This window comes from Colwellia marinimaniae, assembly GCF_002207865.1.
Classification (GTDB): Bacteria; Pseudomonadota; Gammaproteobacteria; order Enterobacterales; family Alteromonadaceae; genus Colwellia; species Colwellia marinimaniae.
Window position 1 is genome coordinate 18,065 of the sequence record NZ_BDQM01000011.1, and the last position, 19,210, is coordinate 37,274.

Genomic DNA, 19,210 nt, shown 5'->3' on the forward strand with positions numbered 1-19,210 from the left:
AAAAATATAACCAAATATAACAGACACCCACTCAAACAGAAATAATTGAGTGGTGCGGGAATGGTTAAATAATGACCAAAAAATGATTTTTTAGCGTTATTATGGCTACCCCCAAGAAAACAGCAAATAAGCTTAGTTGATACCCCTTATTATCATTGTCTTTCTCGTTGTGTTCGGTGGGAGTTTCTTTGTGGTGAAGATAAAATAACAGGACAAAGTCATGGACATAGGCGAGGGTGGGACGCCGATAAATTACATACATTAAGTGGAGTTTTTCCTTAGTGGACCTTAATTTGAGGAAACCCCCTATTTTGCCCGTTGATGTTAATTTCCGTTTTGTCACCACAATTAAAGTGTAATTATACGCGCTATTTATCGGTAAGCCTTTTTTTAAGATTTTGAGTGGGTGTCTGTTATATTTTGTCCCTTTAAGGACTGCTTTTTAGTCTATAAAATAGAGTTCTGTTGGAGCAATAAAATCGAATGTAACGTAAAAATCGCTTACAATAACGCTTAATTTACCACTCCGACTTAAACTCAATAAGCGTTAGTTATCTATGTATATCAATCCGGCTTGGCGCATATTAACCATTGGTGATGGCGATTTATCCTTTTCGCATTCATTATTGAAAAATTATCGTCCACACGTTTTAACGGCGACAATTTTTGATGAATACTCCTCATTAAGTGCTAAATATGGGGCGACACATTTCCAGCAATTAGCAGCGCAAGGGTGCAAGGTGCTTACCGGTTTTGATGTAACAAACAATCAAACATGGGGTGAGCTGGGCAAATATCAATATGATGCCGTTTTTTTTCAATTTCCTTTGTTATCTGCGTTTAACTCGGCTGAAGATTTTAAGCAGCAGTGCCTAAATGTCAGTGTAAATACCTTGCACCGCCGGTTATTACGGACTTATCTTTTAAATTGTTTTGATTACTTTTTAGATAGTCATGGCGCACAACTGGCCTTTATTACCTCAAAAGATGTTAAACCCTACCGGCAATGGCATATTGAACAATCGTTAACATTACATAGTGATATTCATTACCTGGGCAGTATGCCCTTTGACATAGAGAAATTTCCTGGCTACAAAATAAGAAATGTTGATCGAGATAAATATGTTAAAGATACTCAAGGCATCACTTATGTATTTAGCCGTCGTATCAGTAGCGAACTTGAGGACAAAATCAGTAAACCCAATTATCTAGGTGAGGGTTATTGCCCTTATTGTCGAGTGGGTCCCTTTTATACCGAACAAGATAAACAGCATCATCTAGCCAGTAAAAAACATCAGAAAATGGCGCATTTTGAACAACAGTGGTTAGATGATGTCGCTCAGTTTGAACAATAACTCGATAGACTGTTGCTTCGAGTTATTGTTATTCAATAAGAATTTACTCAGTAAGTTAACCTGCAACTCAGCAAACACGCCTTTAAACCATGCTGATTGATCGCTTGTATTACTCTTTTTACTTGAATCCAAGGTAGAGAGTTACCAAAGTGTAAGGCTCTGTCGTAATTAAGTGTGGCTCAATGCGCAATACTTTGATTTAAGGGGGAGTATTGCTGATGAAATAAAAGTGAGCTTCTCAAGCATGGATACTTGTGTAGAGCCTCAGGGATGGATGCACGCGTCTCACTTGTTTACTCAACACATACTCAACGGCGGCATAACAATTCAGCATCAATTAACGACGATAAAGCCTACGTGTATCTATGTGCAAGACTCTTAGCGTAGTAGAGGATCTGTTTTTTCCCCTTTGCCATTGGTGTATTTGCTTTCATAAAATGGTCAGTAGTTATTATCGATTACTCAAAGTAATGACCCCCCGCATTATTTTTAAAATCTAAGGTTTTAAAATCTAAGGTTTTAATTAATATGGACGACTGCTGCTCTTTGCCTTTTACCGCTTTAACAAAATTATCGGTGGTATTTATTGTTTTTCCGTCGATTTATACAATACGTTGCATCGGATAAAGCCGCCGCTCTTGTTTCTCCTTCTTAAATTCCTCTGAACTACGTATCCAGATAAACTGAATGTAAGCAATAAAAACATATGGTTACGTTCTAAACTATTATCTTGTTCACTCGTTATAACAATTCAAATTCATCGGCATCTAAAAATGCGGGGAAGTCATCTTTAAATTGCTCAAGCGTGCTGAAATCCAGTTGTGTGGTAATGATTTGTTGTAGATTATCCGCCGCATAAACAATGGTTTCACCGGTAAAATCAATGATAGTGGTGCCACCAGAGTGAGGGGTATTACTACCGTCTGCTCCGATACGATTTACGCCAACAACAAAGCATTGATTCTCCATTGCTCGTGCTTTTAATAAGGTATCCCAGACATGTCGTCGCGCAGCAGGCCAATTAGCGACATTGATCATAAGGTCGTAATCTTGGCGATTTCTACACCAAACGGGAAAGCGTAAATCATAACAAACCAAGGGCAGTATTTTGATGCCGTTAATGGTGATTACTTTTCTATTGTTGCCTGGTTCAACATGGTCTTGCTCTTTACCTAAACGAAATAAATGACGTTTGTCGTAATATTGAACCGTGCCATCAGCAAACACCCAATAAAAACGGTTCACTTTTTTATCGTTGTGGCTCACTAAAACACTGCCAGCTACTACGCAGTTATATTGTCGTGCTATTTTCTTTAGCCAGGCTAACGCAAGACCGCCATCTTCGGGCTCTTGTACATTGCTTTTATTAATACAAAAACCAGTGGAAAAGGTTTCTGGTAGCAATAATAAGTCGGCAGCAGCATGGTCAGTAAAGTGATTTTCGATCAGCTGTGCTAAGTCATTAAAATTGGCTGGTTGGTCTAACCACTGTATATCGTATTGCACTGCGGCTATGGTTAAAGTTGACATAATATTTCCGCTGCTTTAAGTAAAGTGTCGTCATTTTTAGCAAAACAGAGTCGGATCACTTTATTGTTCTGCTGATACGCTGGCCTTTGCTCTGCTGGATAAAATGGGCTGAGTGGAATGGCGGCAACACCTATGTCCTTGGTTAACCACTGACAAAATTCACGGTCATTGAGTGGTGATATTGCCGAATAATCTAATAATAAGAAATAAGTACCTTTCGAGGGCAGTAGGCTAAAACGAGACTCTTGCAGTGCATTAATGAGCACATCTCTTTTTTGTTGATAGAAATTTGCTAGCTCGGTGATATGTGCTGGTTGCGCTTTTAACATTTGCGCAATGGCAATTTGTGCCGGGGTAAAAGAGCAAAAGGTAACGAATTGATGAATTTTTCTAAATTCAGCGGTAAGCTCATCGGGTGCGATGCAATAACCCATTTTCCAGCCAGTACAATGAAAGGTTTTACCAAAACTAGAGACGACAAAGGCGCGTTTAAACAACTCAGGGTAACGTAAAACACTCTCATGGCGTAAACCGTCAAAGGTCATATGCTCATATACTTCGTCGCTGATGACATACAAATTATATTGCTCAACCAAGCCTTGTAAGGCACTAAGATCAGCTTGACTCAATATTGAGCCGGTTGGATTGTGTGGGCTGTTGATAATAATCGCGCGTGTTTTGGCATTGATAGTTTTCTCTACCACGGCCCAGTTTATTGCATAACTTGGCGCATCCAGGGTGATATGACGACAAATGCCTCCCGCTAGTTCAACGGCAGGCTCATAAGAGTCGTAGGCGGGGTCAAAAATTATTACTTCATCACCTGGGCTAACTAGGGTTTGTATCGCGACCCATAATGCTTCGGTAGCGCCCGAGGTAATAGTGACGTTGTTTAGCCCATCGATCTTTTGCTCATCGGCTAAATGCACTTGATACTGCCTATGCACCATGTTGGCAATTTCAGTTAACAGCTCAGGCAAACCGTTTGATGGTGAGTATTGATTCTTGCCTTCAGAGATGGCTTGATTAATTTTATCTTTCAAAAAAGCAGGCGGTTCAAATTCAGGAAAGCCTTGCGATAAATTAATGGCTTGATACTGATTAGCCATTACCGACATTTCAGTGAAAATACTGGTCTCTACATGAGGTAGTTTACTGGTAAAAGAAGATGACACTAAAGACGCCCTTATTTTTTTAGTCGTGAATGTTTATATAGAAATCGTTTAAGTAGCTATTAAGTAAATAAGGTTCAAGTGGCTTTTTAAAATAGACAGTGAACCGATCAATCAATGTTATGACTAACGGCTTATTAGTTCAATCGTTATCCGCTGTTAATCGATAACGGCACAAAGTTAACCTTCAGTTTTTGCAGAGTATAGCTAGGGGACACCCCCTTTACGGTTGTCGCCACTGCCACGCTAAGCACCCAATAGACCCGCTTCATTCTTTGTATTTATGGCGTGTAACTAATTTGTTACATGATGTCGTAGCTTTAACTCGAAGAACTAATGAAAAACTAATGAAAAACTGTACAAAGTTACATAAGATACCGTGATAATAATATAGGGGACAATGATGAAAGTTAAGATGAAAAAGAAATATTTGGCGGCCGTAATAGCCGCAAGTTTAACGTTATCCGCCTGCATGGCAACCACTGACGCTGACTCTAGCAATAGCGCGTCAATACCATCATCTGCAAATGAAGCCAATAAAGTCTTTAGCCAAAAATACTTATTCAAAAAATTAGCGAATGGTTTAAGTGTATTAGTGGTGAGAACTGACTATCCAGATCTTGTTTCCGTACAAATCCCCGTGTCAGTTGGCTCTCGCGATGAAGATGAAGTGGGTAAAACCGGCTTTGCACATTTCTTTGAGCATATGATGTTTAAAGGCTCAGAGAAATTTCCACAAGATGTTTATTCTGATTTATTTAAAAATGCTGGTGTTGATAATGGTGCTTACACAACCAACGATTACACCAATTATCATTTAGATTTTTCTAAAGCACATTTAGATAAAGTATTAGAAATTCAAGCGGATCACTTTAAAAACCTTAGCTACACAGCGGCACAATTTAAAACTGAAGCGTTAACGGTAAAAGGTGAATACTTAAAAAACAATGCTAGCCCAATTCGAAAGCTACTAGCGGCTGTGCGAAAAGAAGCATTTGAAAGTCATACCTATAAACATACCACCATGGGCTTCTTTGAAGATGTAGAAGCAATGCCTGAGCAAATGGCTTATGGTGAAAAGTTCTTTAATCAGTTTTATAAGCCTGAATATGTTTCTATAGTGATTGTTGGTGATGTTGAGCCACAAGCCACAATGGCTATGGTAGAAAAACATTGGGGCAGTTGGGAAAAAGGTGATTTTGTTAATGAAATCGCGCCAGAGCCAAAGCAAACAGCAGCAAAGTATGTTCATGAACAGTTTGATGATTTACCGGGTCATTGGTTATTAGTTTCTTATAAAGGCTCTGATTGGCAACCGAAGGAAAAAGATCGCGCCGCTTTAGATTTAATTGCTGAATTGTACTTTTCAAAAAACTCAGCATTGTATCAAGAGCTAGTGGTAGATAAGCAGTTGGCGAGCAAAATGTTTAACTACAATCCTGAAACAAAAGATGCTGGCTTACGTCATGTATTCATCAAAGTGAATGAAGAAAAAGATTTAGTGATTGTCCGTGATGCAGTGAATCGTACTTATGCGCAAGCTCGTACTGAGCTAGTTTCAGCCGAAAAGCTTGATAACTTAAAATCTAATTTAAAATATAGCTTTGTCAATAAGTTAGATTCTTCCGAGTCTATCGCTTCTACACTTGCCAGTTATATGCACTTTGATCGTGATCCAGAAACGATTAACCACCTATATAATAGCTTTGATAAAATTTCGGCTGAAGATATCAAAGACATCGCCAATCAATATTTTGTCGATGAAAACCGCACTACAGTGACGTTATCAGCATTAGATAAAATTGCTGGCTTTGCAGAAGAAGTTGACTTAAACGGCGCGGTGGCAAAAATCGAGATGAACAAGGCTCACCCTAGTGCGCCGCTGTTTTCGGTCTTAGATAAAACGAATGACTCGCCGTTGATTGATATTAACTTCCTGTTTTATACTGGTGCGGCAGCAGATCCAGTCGGTAAGAAAGGTGTGGCAGCATTGACTGCTCTCATGTTAACCCAAGGTGGTTCACAAACGCGTAGCTATAAAGACATTCAGCAAGGTCTATACCCTTTAGCCGGACAGTTTTCGTCTCAGCTAGATAAAGAAATGATGTCGTTTACCGGTCGTGTTCACAAAGACAATGCTTTGCTGTGGTATCAATTGATCAGTGATCAATTATTGAATCCGGGTTGGCGTGAAGAAGATTTTAAACGTCTGAAAAAAGAGTTAATTGAGGGCATTAAATCAGGGCTTAAATCTTCTAATGATGAGGAGTTAGGCAAAGAGGTGCTTTATAGCAAGTTGTATCAGGGCCATGTTTATGAAAACTATAATAATGGTGATTTGTCTGACTTAGCAGCACTCACCATTGAAGATGTTAAAACCTTCTACAGCACACAACTTACCCAAGCTAAATTACATTTGGGTATTACTGGCGCTATGCCGAGTGCTTTAAAAGCACAGTTAATCTCCGACTTAACGGCTTTACCTGTTGGTGATGAAAAACGCTTAACTATTGCCAAAGCACCGATTTTAAAAGGTCATCATGCGACAATTGTAGAAAAGAATGCGCAATCAACCGCTGTATCTTTTGGTTTTCCCATCGATACTATTCGCAGTGACAAAGATTGGGCCGCGCTTTGGTTAGTGCGTTCATATTTTGGTGAACACCGTAGCTCTAATAGCTACTTGTATCAACAAATACGTCAAGCACGTGGTATGAACTATGGTGATTATTCTTATATTGAATATTTTCCACGTGGTATGTATCAAACTAAGCCGGATGCAAACCTAGGCCGTTCAAGCCAAATTTTTCAAATTTGGTTACGTCCTTTACGTTCAAATAATGATGCGCATTTCGCCACACGTGCCGCTTTATATGAGTTGGACAAACTGATTGAAAATGGCATGAGCGAAAAAGACTTTCAGGCAACACGTAATTATTTAACTAACTATGCTCCGCAATTAGTGGCTAGCCAAGATCAGCAGTTAGGTTATGCACTTGATAGTGAGTTTTATCAAACAGAAGAGTTTGTTAAGTACGTACGTGGTGAGTTTGCCAAACTATCGTTAGCCGATGTCAATCGTGTTATTAAAGAGAACTTACAAACTGATGATATTCATTATGTTTTCATTTCAAGTGATGCTAAAGATATGAAGAAACGTTTGTTGTCTGAACAAGTATCACCGTTAACATATAACAGTGAAAAACCGGCCGAGCTTTTAGCTACCGATAAAATTATCGAAAGTTATAAGTTAGCGCTGCCGGCTAAAAATGTTGAAGTTATTGCGGTAGACAAGGTTTTTAAATAAGTATAGCGATAACTCAGTATTCATCTGACGGGTCTTCTCAGACTTTACTAAACACCACGCTTGCCGTGGTGTTTTTGTTTTTAATGCAGAATAAATGGCGTCAAAGTAAATGTCATTAATTTGTTGCCACAGCATTACCAAACAAGCTCGGCAATTATTCAATACCAAGATAAAATAAAAGGCTCGAACGGCCCAAAGATGAACTTGACTGAAGTTTTGTATTTTCTATACTTTAGCTGAGGTTATCACTAATAATCAGAGGCTATTCATTTGAAAACAACGCTTGTTCACCTTGGTGTTTCGGCATGTAATGTTGCGATAATAACGCGATGGAAAAAGTTCATGTAATATTACTAATGCTATGTTTAATGTTTCGAGCAAATAAGTGGCTGCGGTTATATTTTTCTATTTTTACACTATAAAAAAACCAATAACAGCTTATTGGTTTTTAGTCGTGATAGACAATTTAACTCAGCTTTCAATGAGGTTTCACTGCGGTTTAGTTAAGCGTTAGCTCTTGCCGCTTCAACAGTATTTTTTAATAGGCAAGCAATCGTCATTGGCCCTACGCCGCCGGGCACGGGTGTTATTGCACCACAAATCTTCTCAACGGCAGTAAAGTCAACATCACCAACAAGTTTAGCCTTGCCATTCTCATCTTCAATACGGTTAATGCCAACATCAATAACGGTTGCTCCTTTTTTAACCCAACTTGCTTTAACAAAGTTTGGACGCCCAACCGCGGCTATTAAAATATCCGCTTGTCGACAAATTTCAGCTAAATTCTTCGTGCGGGAGTGGGTAATAGTTACCGTACAGTGCTCTTGTAAAAGTAATAAAGCCACCGGCTTACCGACAATATTTGAACGGCCAATAACGACGGCATGCAGGCCTGATAAATCTTCACCTAAATGCTTTTTCGCCAAAATAATACAACCTTGTGGTGTACAAGGAACTAATGCGCCTTTTTCTCCATTGAGTAAACGGCCAGAGTTTAGGGCATGAAAGCCATCGACATCTTTATGAGGAGCTATAGCGGCAATGATGACACTTTCATCAATATGTTTAGGCAAGGGTAACTGCACTAAAATTCCATGTACGCTGTTATCATTATTTAATTGCTCAAGCTGCTCAAGCAATTGTGCCTGAGTAGTATCAATAGGCAATTTAATTTCACTTGAAATCATGCCAACTTCACGAGTTTGCTTAACCTTATTACGAACATAAATTTGACTAGCAGGATCTTCCCCCACCAAAACAACCGTTAAGCCTGGGGTAATGTTTTTGTCTTTTTTTAGTTGTGCAACTTCAATAGCCAGTGCTTTTCGTAAATCGACTGCTGCTTGTTTACCATCAATAATCATATGTTTTTTACTTTTTAAAATGTTAGAAGAATATAGTTATTGACCCCATGATTCAAAATTCAATAGTTAGTATTATTGAGTGGGGTCGAGGTATTTTTTTTCAGCGAACTTTTCCGCTAAAAAAGTTTGTAAGCCAGCTAATTGTTTATCGGAGAACCATTTTTTGTGTGCTTGGTAATAGTCTTTACTTTGGTAAACTTTGGCTAATATTTTATTAATATCGTTAATAATACCCTGGCCCAACTGACTATTTGAACAATTAAAATGTGCAATAAGGTAAGGGGGCGCACCAGCAATGGTGTATTGCTCTAGCAGTGTTTTTTGTGCTTCATTTGGGGTTATATCTACAGGTAAGGCGAGGACAAAATCAACCCGTGATTTATATAACATCGACGCTAGCGCCACTACTCGCTGATTGCCGCCACGGTAATAGATATTTTCTGGATTTATTTGTTTTATTTGCTGGTCAAGAAAATTACCAAAAGAGACATCCTGGGCAACACCCATAGTTTGTGTCGGTAATGATTTAAAGACACTGGCAAGATTTTTGATTTCACCCTTGGTATTAAATAATTGACTAGGTAAAGCAGACTTTTGATTAAAGCGGTAAAGTTTATGGGTCAGGTAAAAGCTTTGTGGATCTGAAAAGAGTGAATATTCTCTACGCTCTGGTGTCTTCGCTCTATTGGCGACACAGACATCATCTTTAGTAATAAGCATTTTATTTATTCGTGGTGCTGTCACTCGCACTATTTGAACATCATATTGTGGTGATTTTTTCAATTGTTGAATGATTAAATTTTCAATATAAGAAGCGGTTGACGATTCAGCAGAATTTTTAGCTAATAGATCTATATTTTCAATCTTGTCTTCTACTAACCAAAGGATTTTTTTCTTGCTCACCTGCTCATTTATCGGCTCACTTTGCGCCGTGGCACTATAAGTAACGCTGTAAAGAGCGCCAATAAAAACAGTAAAGCTAATGAATGAGGCTAGCATTGGTGGTGAGGGAAATAGCTTCAAGGAAAATGTCATCTGAGTAAAAATTCGGCTTATTCTAACTGTATTTTATTTAATAAAATAGCTTTCATCGCTGCAAAGCTATAAATATCACTCACAACCTAAACCACTCACGACCCGTAACCTGGATATAGAGCAGGAGCTAGCAAATAATTTCATGATTTCACCGCTACGGTAAGCATTCAATAATGTATCGGTTAACAAATAGGGTTATTTTACCCATTTAAAAAGCCCCTGCATATATATATGAGGAGCTTTTTATAAAGAGCTTTGTAAGCCGTATAACAGTTAAGTTATTGGCGGACAGCCTTGAACAAGCATAGCAACAGTGGCTGCAGATTTTACATTTTCGTAATATGAGCTAGCATCCGTTTCAGCGCTTGGCGCAATCACTAATCCTGACATCTCAGCGATTTGCTTAAGCGTAGCAAAAGATGTTTTGTCTGCCTCATACGCTGCCAATGCGCTGGTTATTTGTCCACAAGAATAACTATTAGCCAAGCCTTTTGAATAAGCACTTTGCAACTCTGTTGCGCTTTGGCATGCTGATAATACGACGATCATTAACACTGAAAGTAAATATTTCATAGTTAATTACTCTGTAATTGGCAACAGAGTAATTTCTACTCTTCTATTAAGCTCTTTACCCGCCTTAGTCGCATTACTGGCTACTGGCTGAGTTTCACCAAAGCCAATTCTCTCTATTCTATCAGTGATAACCCCAGCACCAATTAGGTAGGTAGAAACTGACTGCGCACGACGTTCAGACAAACGTTGATTAAGTGCATTCGAGCCTGAGCTATCTGTATGGCCAGCTATCACTATCAAGGTTTTGTCGAATTCTTGTAACACTAAAACAACTGAATCTAATACCGATAAAAAGCTTTGTTCGATATTAGTATTACCGGAAGCAAAGGTAATATTGCTCGGCATAATAAGATTGATGTTATCTCCTTCACGCTCAACGCTAACGCCTGAACCACGTAATTGTTTTCTTAATTTAGCTTCTTGGCTATCCATGTAGAAACCAATGCCACCACCAATCGCAGCGCCACCGACTGCCGCTTGTAAAATTCTACGATTTCTTTTACTAATATCGTCTTCATTTTTGTTGGCTAAATAGGCAGCTACTGCGGCCACACTAGCACCAATACCAGCGCCTTTGGCGGTATTACTGACTTTTTCCTCACCAGTATATGGGTCAAAAGTCGAACAGCCGGTTAGGGCAAGACACGTCATTAGCGGGATAGTAAATAATTTCATTTTTTTTCCTTAAAAAGTGTTTTATGAGTTTGGGGTTTGAATATGGTGTTTTAGCATAACTGCCATTATATTTTTAACGCTAGCTTTTTCATATTCATCGTCCATACTTTTTGGTAACAGAGTAGAGAATAAATAGTAAACAGACTTTAAATTATGGGCAAAGCTAACGGTATAAAGGTAACAGTAGGTAATAAAACGGCGATTATAGGTGTCTGGACTTGCCCATGTCCAGATGTATTTATCTTTTAAATATTATGCCTATGGCTATGGGGTCTTGAGGCAGATAACCGTTGTTGTAGTGCTTTTAGCTGTTTGACCAGTATTGTTTTATTCATTGTTAAAGCGGAAGGAAAATAGTAATCCTTAACGTTAACACCTAAATATCAATGAGTACCCTGATAATTAATAAAATTTTACTGTCCGAAATATAGTCAGATTAACGCTTAAGTTATACTTCATCATGCCGATACTTTTTATATAGGCGTTGATAAATAAAGGTAGATATTATGAGCTCATCAATTAATCCAAATGCGACATTTAGCCAAAATGTTCGCTCCTTAGCAAAAGCACAGGATAAAAAAGAGCATGGCGCTATGGGACAGCAGGTATCGGAGCTTGCCGATAAGAAAAAAATGGCTGAAGTACCGGAGTCTATTTATCTCAGCCAGAAAAAACAACTTAATGCGGCGATTATAGCGTCGTCACTAAAATTCAGTAAAACAATCGGCGATCAGCCATTGTCACTGCTGTTAAAAACCGCCTTGCAGGGAATAAACGAAGCCCTTAAAGACAGAGGGGTTGAGGCTAGCGTTGAAAATGCTTATGACTCGGGTATTGATTTTAGTCCAGAAGCAACGGCAGAACGTATTGTTGCTTTTAGCACGCAGTTTTTGGCTTCTTATCGAGAGCAAAATCCACAAATGAACGAAGAGCAATCGTTAACTGCCTTTGTTGATATTATTCGTGGCGGCATAGAGCAAGGTTTTACTGAAGCCAGGGATATACTCGGAGGTTTCAAAGTCTTAGCGGGAGATATTGCCAGTAATATTGACAAAACCTATGAGCTAGTTCAACAGGGATTACAGTCTTTTGTCGACTCTTTTAGTAAGAATGAGGAAGAGTAAACTAGCTTCTTCTTAAATAATGGCCATTTATAAAGGTTAGTTTGTAGAAAAACCCTAATTTTAGATAAAAAGGCGAACCAGCAATGGTTCGCCTTTTTTAATGCTAGCAAGCGCCATTCAATTCAAGTTGTCTTTTTTATCGGCATTGTTGACCTAAGACGATGGAAAGCTTAATGTCACCCTAGCGTGATAAATAGACAGTCGTTCAATAAATCACCGTTCATTCTTGACAAAAACTGATGGTCATTTGTATTTGATGGCCTAAAAACTGACGGCTTTATCGGCAAGTGAATATTGGCTGGTAAATTTTATTATTAACCTAAACATAACAATAAAGGCTTCATTTATCGGCGGTAAACATTAGTTTATCGCAATAACATAAGCTAAGAATATGATTTTAAAATATTTTAAAATATGTTCATGTAACAGATAAGGTACAACGACTAATGAGTAGTGCAATAAGTCCTCACTTAGTGAAATTTACCAAGCAAATATTAAGTTTAGTTCCTTATGCCAGCAACGACAGACTAGAATACCTTGTTCAAAAACTATTACCTGAAGAAGGTACCGGTCAACATCTGGCCGTTAAAAATGAAATAAAAAAACTTGCTCAACAAGCAACTAAATCGATTGATTTACGGTTGTTTTTTAGCGATTGTGAGATGGTTAAACATAATAAAATAAGCCATTATCTTGATTCAGCAGGTAAAGTGTTTTTCGAGCAAAAATTAGTGGCATACCAAAATATTTACACCATAGCGATTTATCATGAAGTTATTGAAAATGCTCAAGAGAGAGTCGCTAAGAAAGCGATAAATAAAAATAACAATACACACGAAAATAGCCATAGCAGTAAAAATGCCACCTTTAAAATAGATAAAACTGAACCGAAACCCTTAGTGAATAAAAACCGAATAATTCATGAAATAAAGAGCCTTAACTCTTCTTGTAAAGTCTTTCTTAATCCAATTATGGGCATGACATCGAAAGGAAAGAAAGCCGTTGGTATAACGGCTAGTATTGAAAAAATGAATAACAGAAAAGTTATCATTAGGACGTTAAATAAAATAGAGCATATTAAATCTAACAAAGTGTATTTATGGTTATATGACCATCATAAAGAAATAGATTTTGATAAAGAACTCGAACTGGGCTTTGAGATAATTGATAGTCAAAGCTCGTCAGTAAATAATAACTTTGAATACCTGTTGAAATTCTCACTGCCGTTAACAGATAAACAAATGCGCGTGTTGTTTTTTCATTATTTAATGCAAAAAAAGCGAGCCATAATAGGTCCTACTGATCTATTTATTAAACCATTATTTGACTCGATCACCTCTAAAGGTTATGAGCAGTTATATTTAAATAAAACCCATGATATTCCACTACTTTGCTATAAAAATAATAATACTTGGCAGGTAAAAGTAGCGATGAAAACTTCAGGTAATGATAACTTATGGAGTTTTTTTAGCGATAGACAACAAAACTTTCATTTACCGGTATTACTTGGCCATAAAGATATTCAACATGCCTTAAACAAACAAAATACCGTGGCTAAGTATGCATTCATACTGAAGTCTAGTTATAAAGAAACGTTTAGCTATGCACTTATTTGGTATGACGAATTTGTTAATGATAAAAGTGTTAAAGCGGTTTTTAATCGTTATTTCAAAAACGGCCTATTTAGAGTGATTAAAATATCGTCATCCTTTATTAATGCTAAAGAAGATGCGTATGTACCATCAGCACTACCTTGTCATGTTCATCCTAAAATGGCGGTATTAAATAGGGCTACCCCTAAAGCGGCTGTAGAGGTGATTAATAACTGCGATCACATGGTAACAGTCTCAGATATAACCAGTTTATACGAAACTATATATCAACCAATACAGGGTAATTTGACTGAATTTGACCGCCTGTTACCTAAACGCTACCAACTTAGTGCTATTGATGAACTTGCTGAAATTGAAATAGTAACCGCTGAAAATGATGAATTAAGAAGTGAAGATCGTTTTGTCTTATCGTTTAAAATGGCGATAACACGCAGTAATAATGTCTTGGTAAATATTCCAGGTGAAACTCAAAATATTTCTATTCAGGGCTTATTAGTAAACCTGGCCCAAGAAACTAAATTCAGAGCCGGTGAAGAAATCGAAATTGAACTAACGGTACCTTTTACTGAGCAAGAACGTCGGCTTAAAAAACAAAAATATATTGTTCTGGGTTATGACGGTCATGGCGCAGTTCGGTTATTAATGAACGCCATTGAAAGTAAACATCAGGCATGTCGAGCCATAAGAAAGTATTTATATCAGCACATTGATAACATTGAAGCGTGTGGCAAACAGGGCAGTCGCATTTATGGCCTGCAAAAAGCGATGAGAAATATATATGCTCATAATCATTTCTCTATTCCTTTCTATTTAAAAGCCACTAAGCATCAACAATATATTAATGCAGCAAGCTTTAGTGGTAACTCAGCACTTAAAAATCTTATTTATAAAAATGAGAGCAGTGAAGATATTATTCTCAACTTATTGAGTAATAAGAAATTTAGAGAATCATGTTTATCAATCATTGCGGCTCTTGCTTACCAAAATTTACCCGCACGTGCTTTCTATATTCTTGTTTTACCAAAAGATAAAGATCAAAATGAAAAAGAAGAGTACTCATTCTGGTATCGTGATTTAGCGGTATTAAAGAAATCCTCACAATTACAAGTATATACCAATAAGCTCTCTAATCTTGGTCAGCCAGCAATTTTAAAGATTGAATTAAAAAGAAGTAATAAAACTCAGAATATGCATTATCGTGACGAAATCAGTTATTTAAAGAGTTTGGACAAAAATCTGGCTCATGATCTTGAAGTGCAATTAGAAAACACTATTGGCATAGGAGAAGTGACTGATTTAACTGACATCGCAATTGAGATGATCAGCAATGCTAATTTAACTACTCCAACACTAAAAAAATTAAGTTACGTATAACACTCACAGAAGGCTTAATAAGGCCAGCCAATAAGACGTGCTTGAAGTCACGCTTAAATTTAGTGCCAACTTACCCAGCGTAAATCTCGGAGCATGTCCTATACCGAATAAAAGTTTAGGGCTGAAAAGATTAGCCTGGAATGCTTTTAGTCGGCAACATCCTCAATATCGCCACGCATGACTGGATAACCAAAATTCATCCAACCAAAAATGCCATCTTGCAAAGTAAAGTTTGGGTCATCACCATTTTTGTTGATAACGTATTACTCAGGTGTTGGCAGCGCTCTAAGTATGCTTTTTTGTTCTTGAGCACTTCAAAGCGACGGCAATGCCAACCGATAATAAGATAGCAATTAATTGATTTTACGGCACTAAAAAAAAGTAAAATCTGAATTCTGCATATTGCCATCGTTTCAGTATATAATAGTGCCCGCTTTCGAAAAGACTTGTGATGCAGCGCACATAAATCTTAATGTCGAGGGCTTGCGTTGTGAGGAAACTTAGACGTAGAACACATTGGTTTAACAAGCCCCCGATTAGCAAGAACCCCGAGTAGTATGGCATGCAGATATTAGAAAAAGATTATCAAATTAACAGCGTCAATAAAGCTATTAACGCAGGGGGAAACTCCATTATTGCGTTACCTACGGGGGGCGGTAAGAGTATATGTATACTTAAATTGTGCCAAGCATTGTCCGATAAAAAAGTCGTGATAAGTCTACGTAATGCTGCCTTGATCCCACAATTATTAAATACGCTTACCTCTAATGGTCTGTCTGTTAGCGTGGTCAAATCTGGCTACGAGTATATAGCTGGTGGTGATGTGACTTTAGTGATGGAGCAGTCATTTGCTCGAAGAAAGTACCTAAATATAGAATGTGATGTACTGCTACGTGATGAATATCATGTCGGCTGTATGGGTGGTGTTTATATCGCTATGCGTGAAGAGCTAGCTCCTGACTTGATCATAGGCCTTACTGCTACACCCATTGATAGGTTAGGCGTTTATATTGATAAGTCGATGATATTGATTGAAGAGACTACCACTAAGCAACTGATTGACTTAGGTGAATTAGCCAAGCCTGTTTACAAAGTTCCTAGCCTATCTCAAGAGATAGATTATAGTGCCGTGAAAATGTACCGAGGTGACTTTAGTGCCTCTGGATTAGACTGTATATTACTGGAGCATTGCTCCTTAGTTGCCCAGCAGACCGTTGATGATGCACTATCTCATGGTCGCAAGGTGATGCTGTTTGCTAACTCGATAAAACATGTCGAGGCGTTATCTGAGGCTTTTGATTTGCTCGGTGTTCAACATGAGTTTGTTCACTCTCAGCGCTCGGGTAGTGATAATGATGAAAGCATACGTAGATACAAGTCAAACGAGGTTAGGCTAATCATCAATATGTCTATGCTGACCATTGGCTTTGATGACCCTACTACCGATTGCGTGGTGTTAGCGCGACCTACCAAGATATTAAGATTGTATTTACAGATTATCGGTAGGTGTTTACGTGCCTCAAAGGGTAAGGCTAATGCGTTAATTCTGGATTTAGCTCAATGTATCTCGACTCATGGTTTTGCCGAAGACTATAGAGACTTTACCCGTAAAACGGCTAAGTCGGCCGCTATCATGTCTGAGCGATTGAGTGTGACCAATATCGCTCAGTTTGTCGATGGTGAGTTCAGTTACCATGAATCAATAGAGCGTAAACTTGTCAAAAGAAAGCCATCGACTATCCGTAAACCACCTCGACCTACGTTAGTTACCAATAAGGATCTAGTTGATAGTACAGCGAAGAAGCGGGCTGCATCGTTAGCCAGACTTAACCCTAAGATGGAAAAACTAGTCAGCACCATAGAGTTGGTTAATATCGTCTATGAACAGCAAGACGAAAGTAGCAAGATGCTTGATGAGCTCGATATGGTTAAGTTAGTTGCCCTGATAGGATTCGCTTATAGTGATGCCTTAGTTGATAGCTGCATTAAGTTAGTTGAGGATCAACACGCTCATAACAAATCAATTAGAGGTTTACTGCTCCGGGTTAGCAATTTGATAACCGCAATAGCGAGGAAAGACTTAGCAATAGCCTAGGTAGAAATAATCATTGATAACAACAGAGGCTTTGGCAGGTAAAGCCTCTTTGGTTGTTGTGGTCATCGCGAGGCCAAGTAGAGAATAAAATACCAAATCATGGCGTAATCAGTCAAAATAAGAATTCTGCTTAACCATTATGATCTTAAGGTTAAGGTCACTAATACTATGCCATGATCGGTACTTTCGCCATCACGCGCGAAGATAGGATTAATTAAATGTCGGTCGTAAGTATCATAGCCACTGACTTGATAAAGACTGTCGTGATAACTGGCATCAAATTCACATGACAATAAGATGTAATCGAGTACCGAGCTAGTACCGCCAAAATAATGTGTTGGTGTCCGCGGTACTTTTTCTGCTCGACTTACTGCTTGCTTAGTATTAGCTGCATTAGGTTCATCAGCTTCGTTCACTTCTTTAGCCAGCGACCGTTGCAATAAATCCCAAGCATCATTTAAACAATATTTAGCCAGATAGGCATCGCGATCAATGTGGGAGACAAAACGTAAAGTATTGGTCAGTAAATGATTTAACACACCATCCGTTAAGTTATTATTAAAATCGCCCATTAATACCATGGGCTGACCGGTAGTCTCTCGCCGCTCTATCATCTCAATCATTAATAATGTCGCTTCACTGCCACGTTGTATGGTTGAGCCCCAACCTCCTGCCACTTGTGCTTTTAGGCTGTCAATAATGGTTTTTTCTGCCGAGGAACTTTGCTGTTGTTGATCAAGTGCAATCATTGAACGCTTAGATTTAAAATGCACCACATAACAATCACAATTACCTAGATGAGGTACTGCAACCGTCGCTCTGATTATTTTTCGGCTAAAAGAAAAGTCACTGCTCAAACCTAATGTTTGGGCAAGGTCAGCATTAGGACGTACCGCATCAACCTCTACAATAGGATAACGAGAGGCAATGGCGACCACAGGACATCGATAAATAAAATCATCAATAACCTCGGGTTGATCAACCACGGCAAAATAATTATAGCCTTGTGCGGTAAGCAATACTTTTAATGACTCGGTACTAAACACTTCTTGAAAACCAATAATGTCAGGCTGATATTCACGTAAATAATCCGCTATCCACTTTTGTTTTTTATGCCATTGCTCGGCACTATAAATACGCTCAAACTCATAATAAGCATTGGGTGGCTCAAGGTAATTAAACAAATTGAAGGTGGCAATTTTAAGTTGCGTATCTACTACTGAGGCGGCTAATGTATCTGCTATAACGATAAGGTTAAATTCCTTTATTCACTGTCGGCTATACGAATTGATGCTTTAATTATTTTAACTTCGGTTGTGGTTTTACCACGTCTACTGCCTAAGGCTTCAATTTTAGCTAAACTACCTTCTTCATCGTTAACCACTTTACCAAAAACAGTATGTTTGCCATCTAAAAAAGGTGTTGCTTTAAAGGTAATAAAAAATTGACTGCCATCAGTACCTGGGCCTGAATTCGCCATGCTTAACATGCCAGCTTCGCTATGATCTGCCGTACCTTCAAATTCGCCATCATATTTATAACCTGGGTTACCTGAGCCACTGCCTAAAGGATCACCGCCTTGCGCCATAAATCCTGGAATTACCCGATGAAAAATCAACTCATCATAGAAACCAAGCTTAGTTAAGTAAATGGTACTGGAAACATGCATGGGTGCTGAATCTGTTAATAGTTTGATGGTGAGGTTACCCTGGTTTGTTTGCAGCTCCCAAAAATAATCTTTGCCTTGGGTAAAGGTAAGTAATGGCGGTTTAGTTAATTGGGTTTTCCAACTGGGATCTGTTTTATCTATAGCTTGGTGAGTAATAAAACTCTCGGCTTGTTTTATTGCCGCATCGCCGCCACTACAAGCCGAGAGGGTGATTATTAAAAAAAGGCTAGCAATTATTTTATTGTTATTCTTCATATAAAAGGTCTTATGGTGTTATTTTAAGGGTTGAAAGTATTTTAACTTATCGGGTGTTGTCAGATGTTA

13 protein-coding genes and 1 pseudogene are annotated in these 19,210 nt (G+C 38.3%); 6 read left to right on the plus strand and 8 right to left on the minus strand.

Annotation, left to right across the window (positions count from 1 at the left end; translation table 11 throughout):
- Nucleotides 1-126: 126 nt before the first annotated feature.
- Both MTCD1_RS21710 and MTCD1_RS08465 read left to right on the plus strand, forming a co-directional pair.
- Nucleotides 127-276 (plus strand): annotated as a pseudogene (locus MTCD1_RS21710) (Type I secretion system protein TolC); the annotation flags it as partial.
- Between the two features lie 281 nt (nt 277-557).
- Nucleotides 558-1,355 carry a Rossmann-like fold-containing protein gene (locus tag MTCD1_RS08465; protein ID WP_057180108.1) on the plus strand — a complete coding sequence of 266 codons (798 nt, stop codon included), beginning with the start codon at nt 558-560 and terminating at the stop codon, nt 1,353-1,355.
- 741 nt (nt 1,356-2,096) lie between these two features.
- Here the strand turns inward: MTCD1_RS08465 and MTCD1_RS08470 are convergent.
- Together MTCD1_RS08470 and MTCD1_RS08475 are read right to left on the minus strand one after the other, a co-directional pair.
- Complete coding sequence (locus MTCD1_RS08470; protein ID WP_057180109.1) at nt 2,097-2,885, minus strand: amidohydrolase; 789 nt, start codon at nt 2,883-2,885, stop codon at nt 2,097-2,099.
- The gene (locus MTCD1_RS08475) at nt 2,873-4,003 is read right to left on the minus strand and encodes a methionine aminotransferase (protein WP_057180352.1); all 1,131 of its coding nucleotides are present in this window, start codon (nt 4,001-4,003) and stop codon (nt 2,873-2,875) included. The genes MTCD1_RS08470 and MTCD1_RS08475 overlap by 13 nt, the downstream gene beginning before the upstream one ends.
- Nucleotides 4,004-4,472: 469 nt before the next feature.
- On the opposite strand from MTCD1_RS08475, the gene MTCD1_RS08480 reads away from it, so the two are divergent.
- A complete protein-coding gene (locus MTCD1_RS08480; RefSeq protein WP_057180355.1) occupies nt 4,473-7,364 on the plus strand; it encodes a M16 family metallopeptidase in 2,892 nt (963 codons plus the stop codon).
- Nucleotides 7,365-7,867: 503 nt separating this feature from the next.
- Here MTCD1_RS08480 and folD read toward each other — a convergent pair.
- The 4 genes from folD to MTCD1_RS08500 form a co-directional block, all read right to left on the minus strand.
- On the minus strand, nt 7,868-8,728 hold the full coding sequence (folD, locus tag MTCD1_RS08485) for a bifunctional methylenetetrahydrofolate dehydrogenase/methenyltetrahydrofolate cyclohydrolase FolD (protein ID WP_057180110.1): 861 nt from the start codon (nt 8,726-8,728) through the stop codon (nt 7,868-7,870).
- 72 nt (nt 8,729-8,800) lie between these two features.
- On the minus strand, nt 8,801-9,763 hold the full coding sequence (locus MTCD1_RS08490) for a transporter substrate-binding domain-containing protein (RefSeq protein WP_231732972.1): 963 nt from the start codon (nt 9,761-9,763) through the stop codon (nt 8,801-8,803).
- A 273-nt stretch (nt 9,764-10,036) separates the two neighbouring features.
- Nucleotides 10,037-10,336 (minus strand): hypothetical protein, encoded by a 300-nt coding sequence (locus tag MTCD1_RS08495; protein WP_057180112.1) that lies wholly within the window; start codon nt 10,334-10,336, stop codon nt 10,037-10,039.
- A 6-nt stretch (nt 10,337-10,342) separates the two neighbouring features.
- Entirely contained in the window at nt 10,343-11,011 is a 669-nt protein-coding gene (locus tag MTCD1_RS08500; RefSeq protein ID WP_057180113.1) for a YiaD family glycine zipper/OmpA-like lipoprotein, read from the minus strand.
- Between the two features lie 506 nt (nt 11,012-11,517).
- On the opposite strand from MTCD1_RS08500, the gene MTCD1_RS08505 reads away from it, so the two are divergent.
- From MTCD1_RS08505 to MTCD1_RS08515, 3 genes are all read left to right on the plus strand, one after another.
- On the plus strand, nt 11,518-12,135 hold the full coding sequence (locus MTCD1_RS08505; RefSeq protein WP_057180114.1) for a DUF5610 domain-containing protein: 618 nt from the start codon (nt 11,518-11,520) through the stop codon (nt 12,133-12,135).
- A 446-nt stretch (nt 12,136-12,581) separates the two neighbouring features.
- Nucleotides 12,582-15,122: a PilZ domain-containing protein gene (locus MTCD1_RS08510; RefSeq protein WP_057180115.1), complete on the plus strand. Its 2,541-nt coding sequence runs from the start codon at nt 12,582-12,584 to the stop codon at nt 15,120-15,122.
- Nucleotides 15,123-15,684: 562 nt separating this feature from the next.
- Nucleotides 15,685-17,217, plus strand: a complete 1,533-nt coding sequence (locus MTCD1_RS08515) for a DEAD/DEAH box helicase (RefSeq protein WP_057180116.1) — start codon at nt 15,685-15,687, stop codon at nt 17,215-17,217.
- 137 nt (nt 17,218-17,354) lie between these two features.
- Here MTCD1_RS08515 and MTCD1_RS08520 read toward each other — a convergent pair whose 3' ends face one another.
- Both MTCD1_RS08520 and MTCD1_RS08525 read right to left on the minus strand, forming a co-directional pair.
- Nucleotides 17,355-18,401, minus strand: a complete 1,047-nt coding sequence (locus tag MTCD1_RS08520; protein ID WP_057180117.1) for an endonuclease/exonuclease/phosphatase family protein — start codon at nt 18,399-18,401, stop codon at nt 17,355-17,357.
- Between the two features lie 80 nt (nt 18,402-18,481).
- Nucleotides 18,482-19,141, minus strand: coding sequence for a peptidylprolyl isomerase (locus MTCD1_RS08525; protein ID WP_057180118.1), 660 nt, complete (start codon nt 19,139-19,141; stop codon nt 18,482-18,484).
- Between the last annotated feature and the right edge of the window lie 69 nt (nt 19,142-19,210).

Excerpts from the sequence above, each read along its gene's own strand:
- MTCD1_RS08495 (WP_057180112.1), bottom strand. The coding sequence starts at position 10,336 with ATGAAATATTTACTTTCAGTGTTAATGATCGTCGTATTATCAGCATGC.
- MTCD1_RS08525 (WP_057180118.1), bottom strand. The coding sequence starts at position 19,141 with ATGAAGAATAACAATAAAATAATTGCTAGCCTTTTTTTAATAATCACC.
- folD (WP_057180110.1), bottom strand. The coding sequence starts at position 8,728 with ATGATTATTGATGGTAAACAAGCAGCAGTCGATTTACGAAAAGCACTG.
- MTCD1_RS08500 (WP_057180113.1), bottom strand. The coding sequence starts at position 11,011 with ATGAAATTATTTACTATCCCGCTAATGACGTGTCTTGCCCTAACCGGC.
- MTCD1_RS08465 (WP_057180108.1), top strand. The coding sequence starts at position 558 with ATGTATATCAATCCGGCTTGGCGCATATTAACCATTGGTGATGGCGAT.
- MTCD1_RS08490 (WP_231732972.1), bottom strand. The coding sequence starts at position 9,763 with ATGACATTTTCCTTGAAGCTATTTCCCTCACCACCAATGCTAGCCTCA.
- MTCD1_RS08480 (WP_057180355.1), top strand. The coding sequence starts at position 4,473 with ATGAAAAAGAAATATTTGGCGGCCGTAATAGCCGCAAGTTTAACGTTA.
- MTCD1_RS08475 (WP_057180352.1), bottom strand. The coding sequence starts at position 4,003 with ATGTCGGTAATGGCTAATCAGTATCAAGCCATTAATTTATCGCAAGGC.
- MTCD1_RS08510 (WP_057180115.1), top strand. The coding sequence starts at position 12,582 with ATGAGTAGTGCAATAAGTCCTCACTTAGTGAAATTTACCAAGCAAATA.
- MTCD1_RS08470 (WP_057180109.1), bottom strand. The coding sequence starts at position 2,885 with ATGTCAACTTTAACCATAGCCGCAGTGCAATACGATATACAGTGGTTA.
- MTCD1_RS08505 (WP_057180114.1), top strand. The coding sequence starts at position 11,518 with ATGAGCTCATCAATTAATCCAAATGCGACATTTAGCCAAAATGTTCGC.
- MTCD1_RS08515 (WP_057180116.1), top strand. The coding sequence starts at position 15,685 with ATGCAGATATTAGAAAAAGATTATCAAATTAACAGCGTCAATAAAGCT.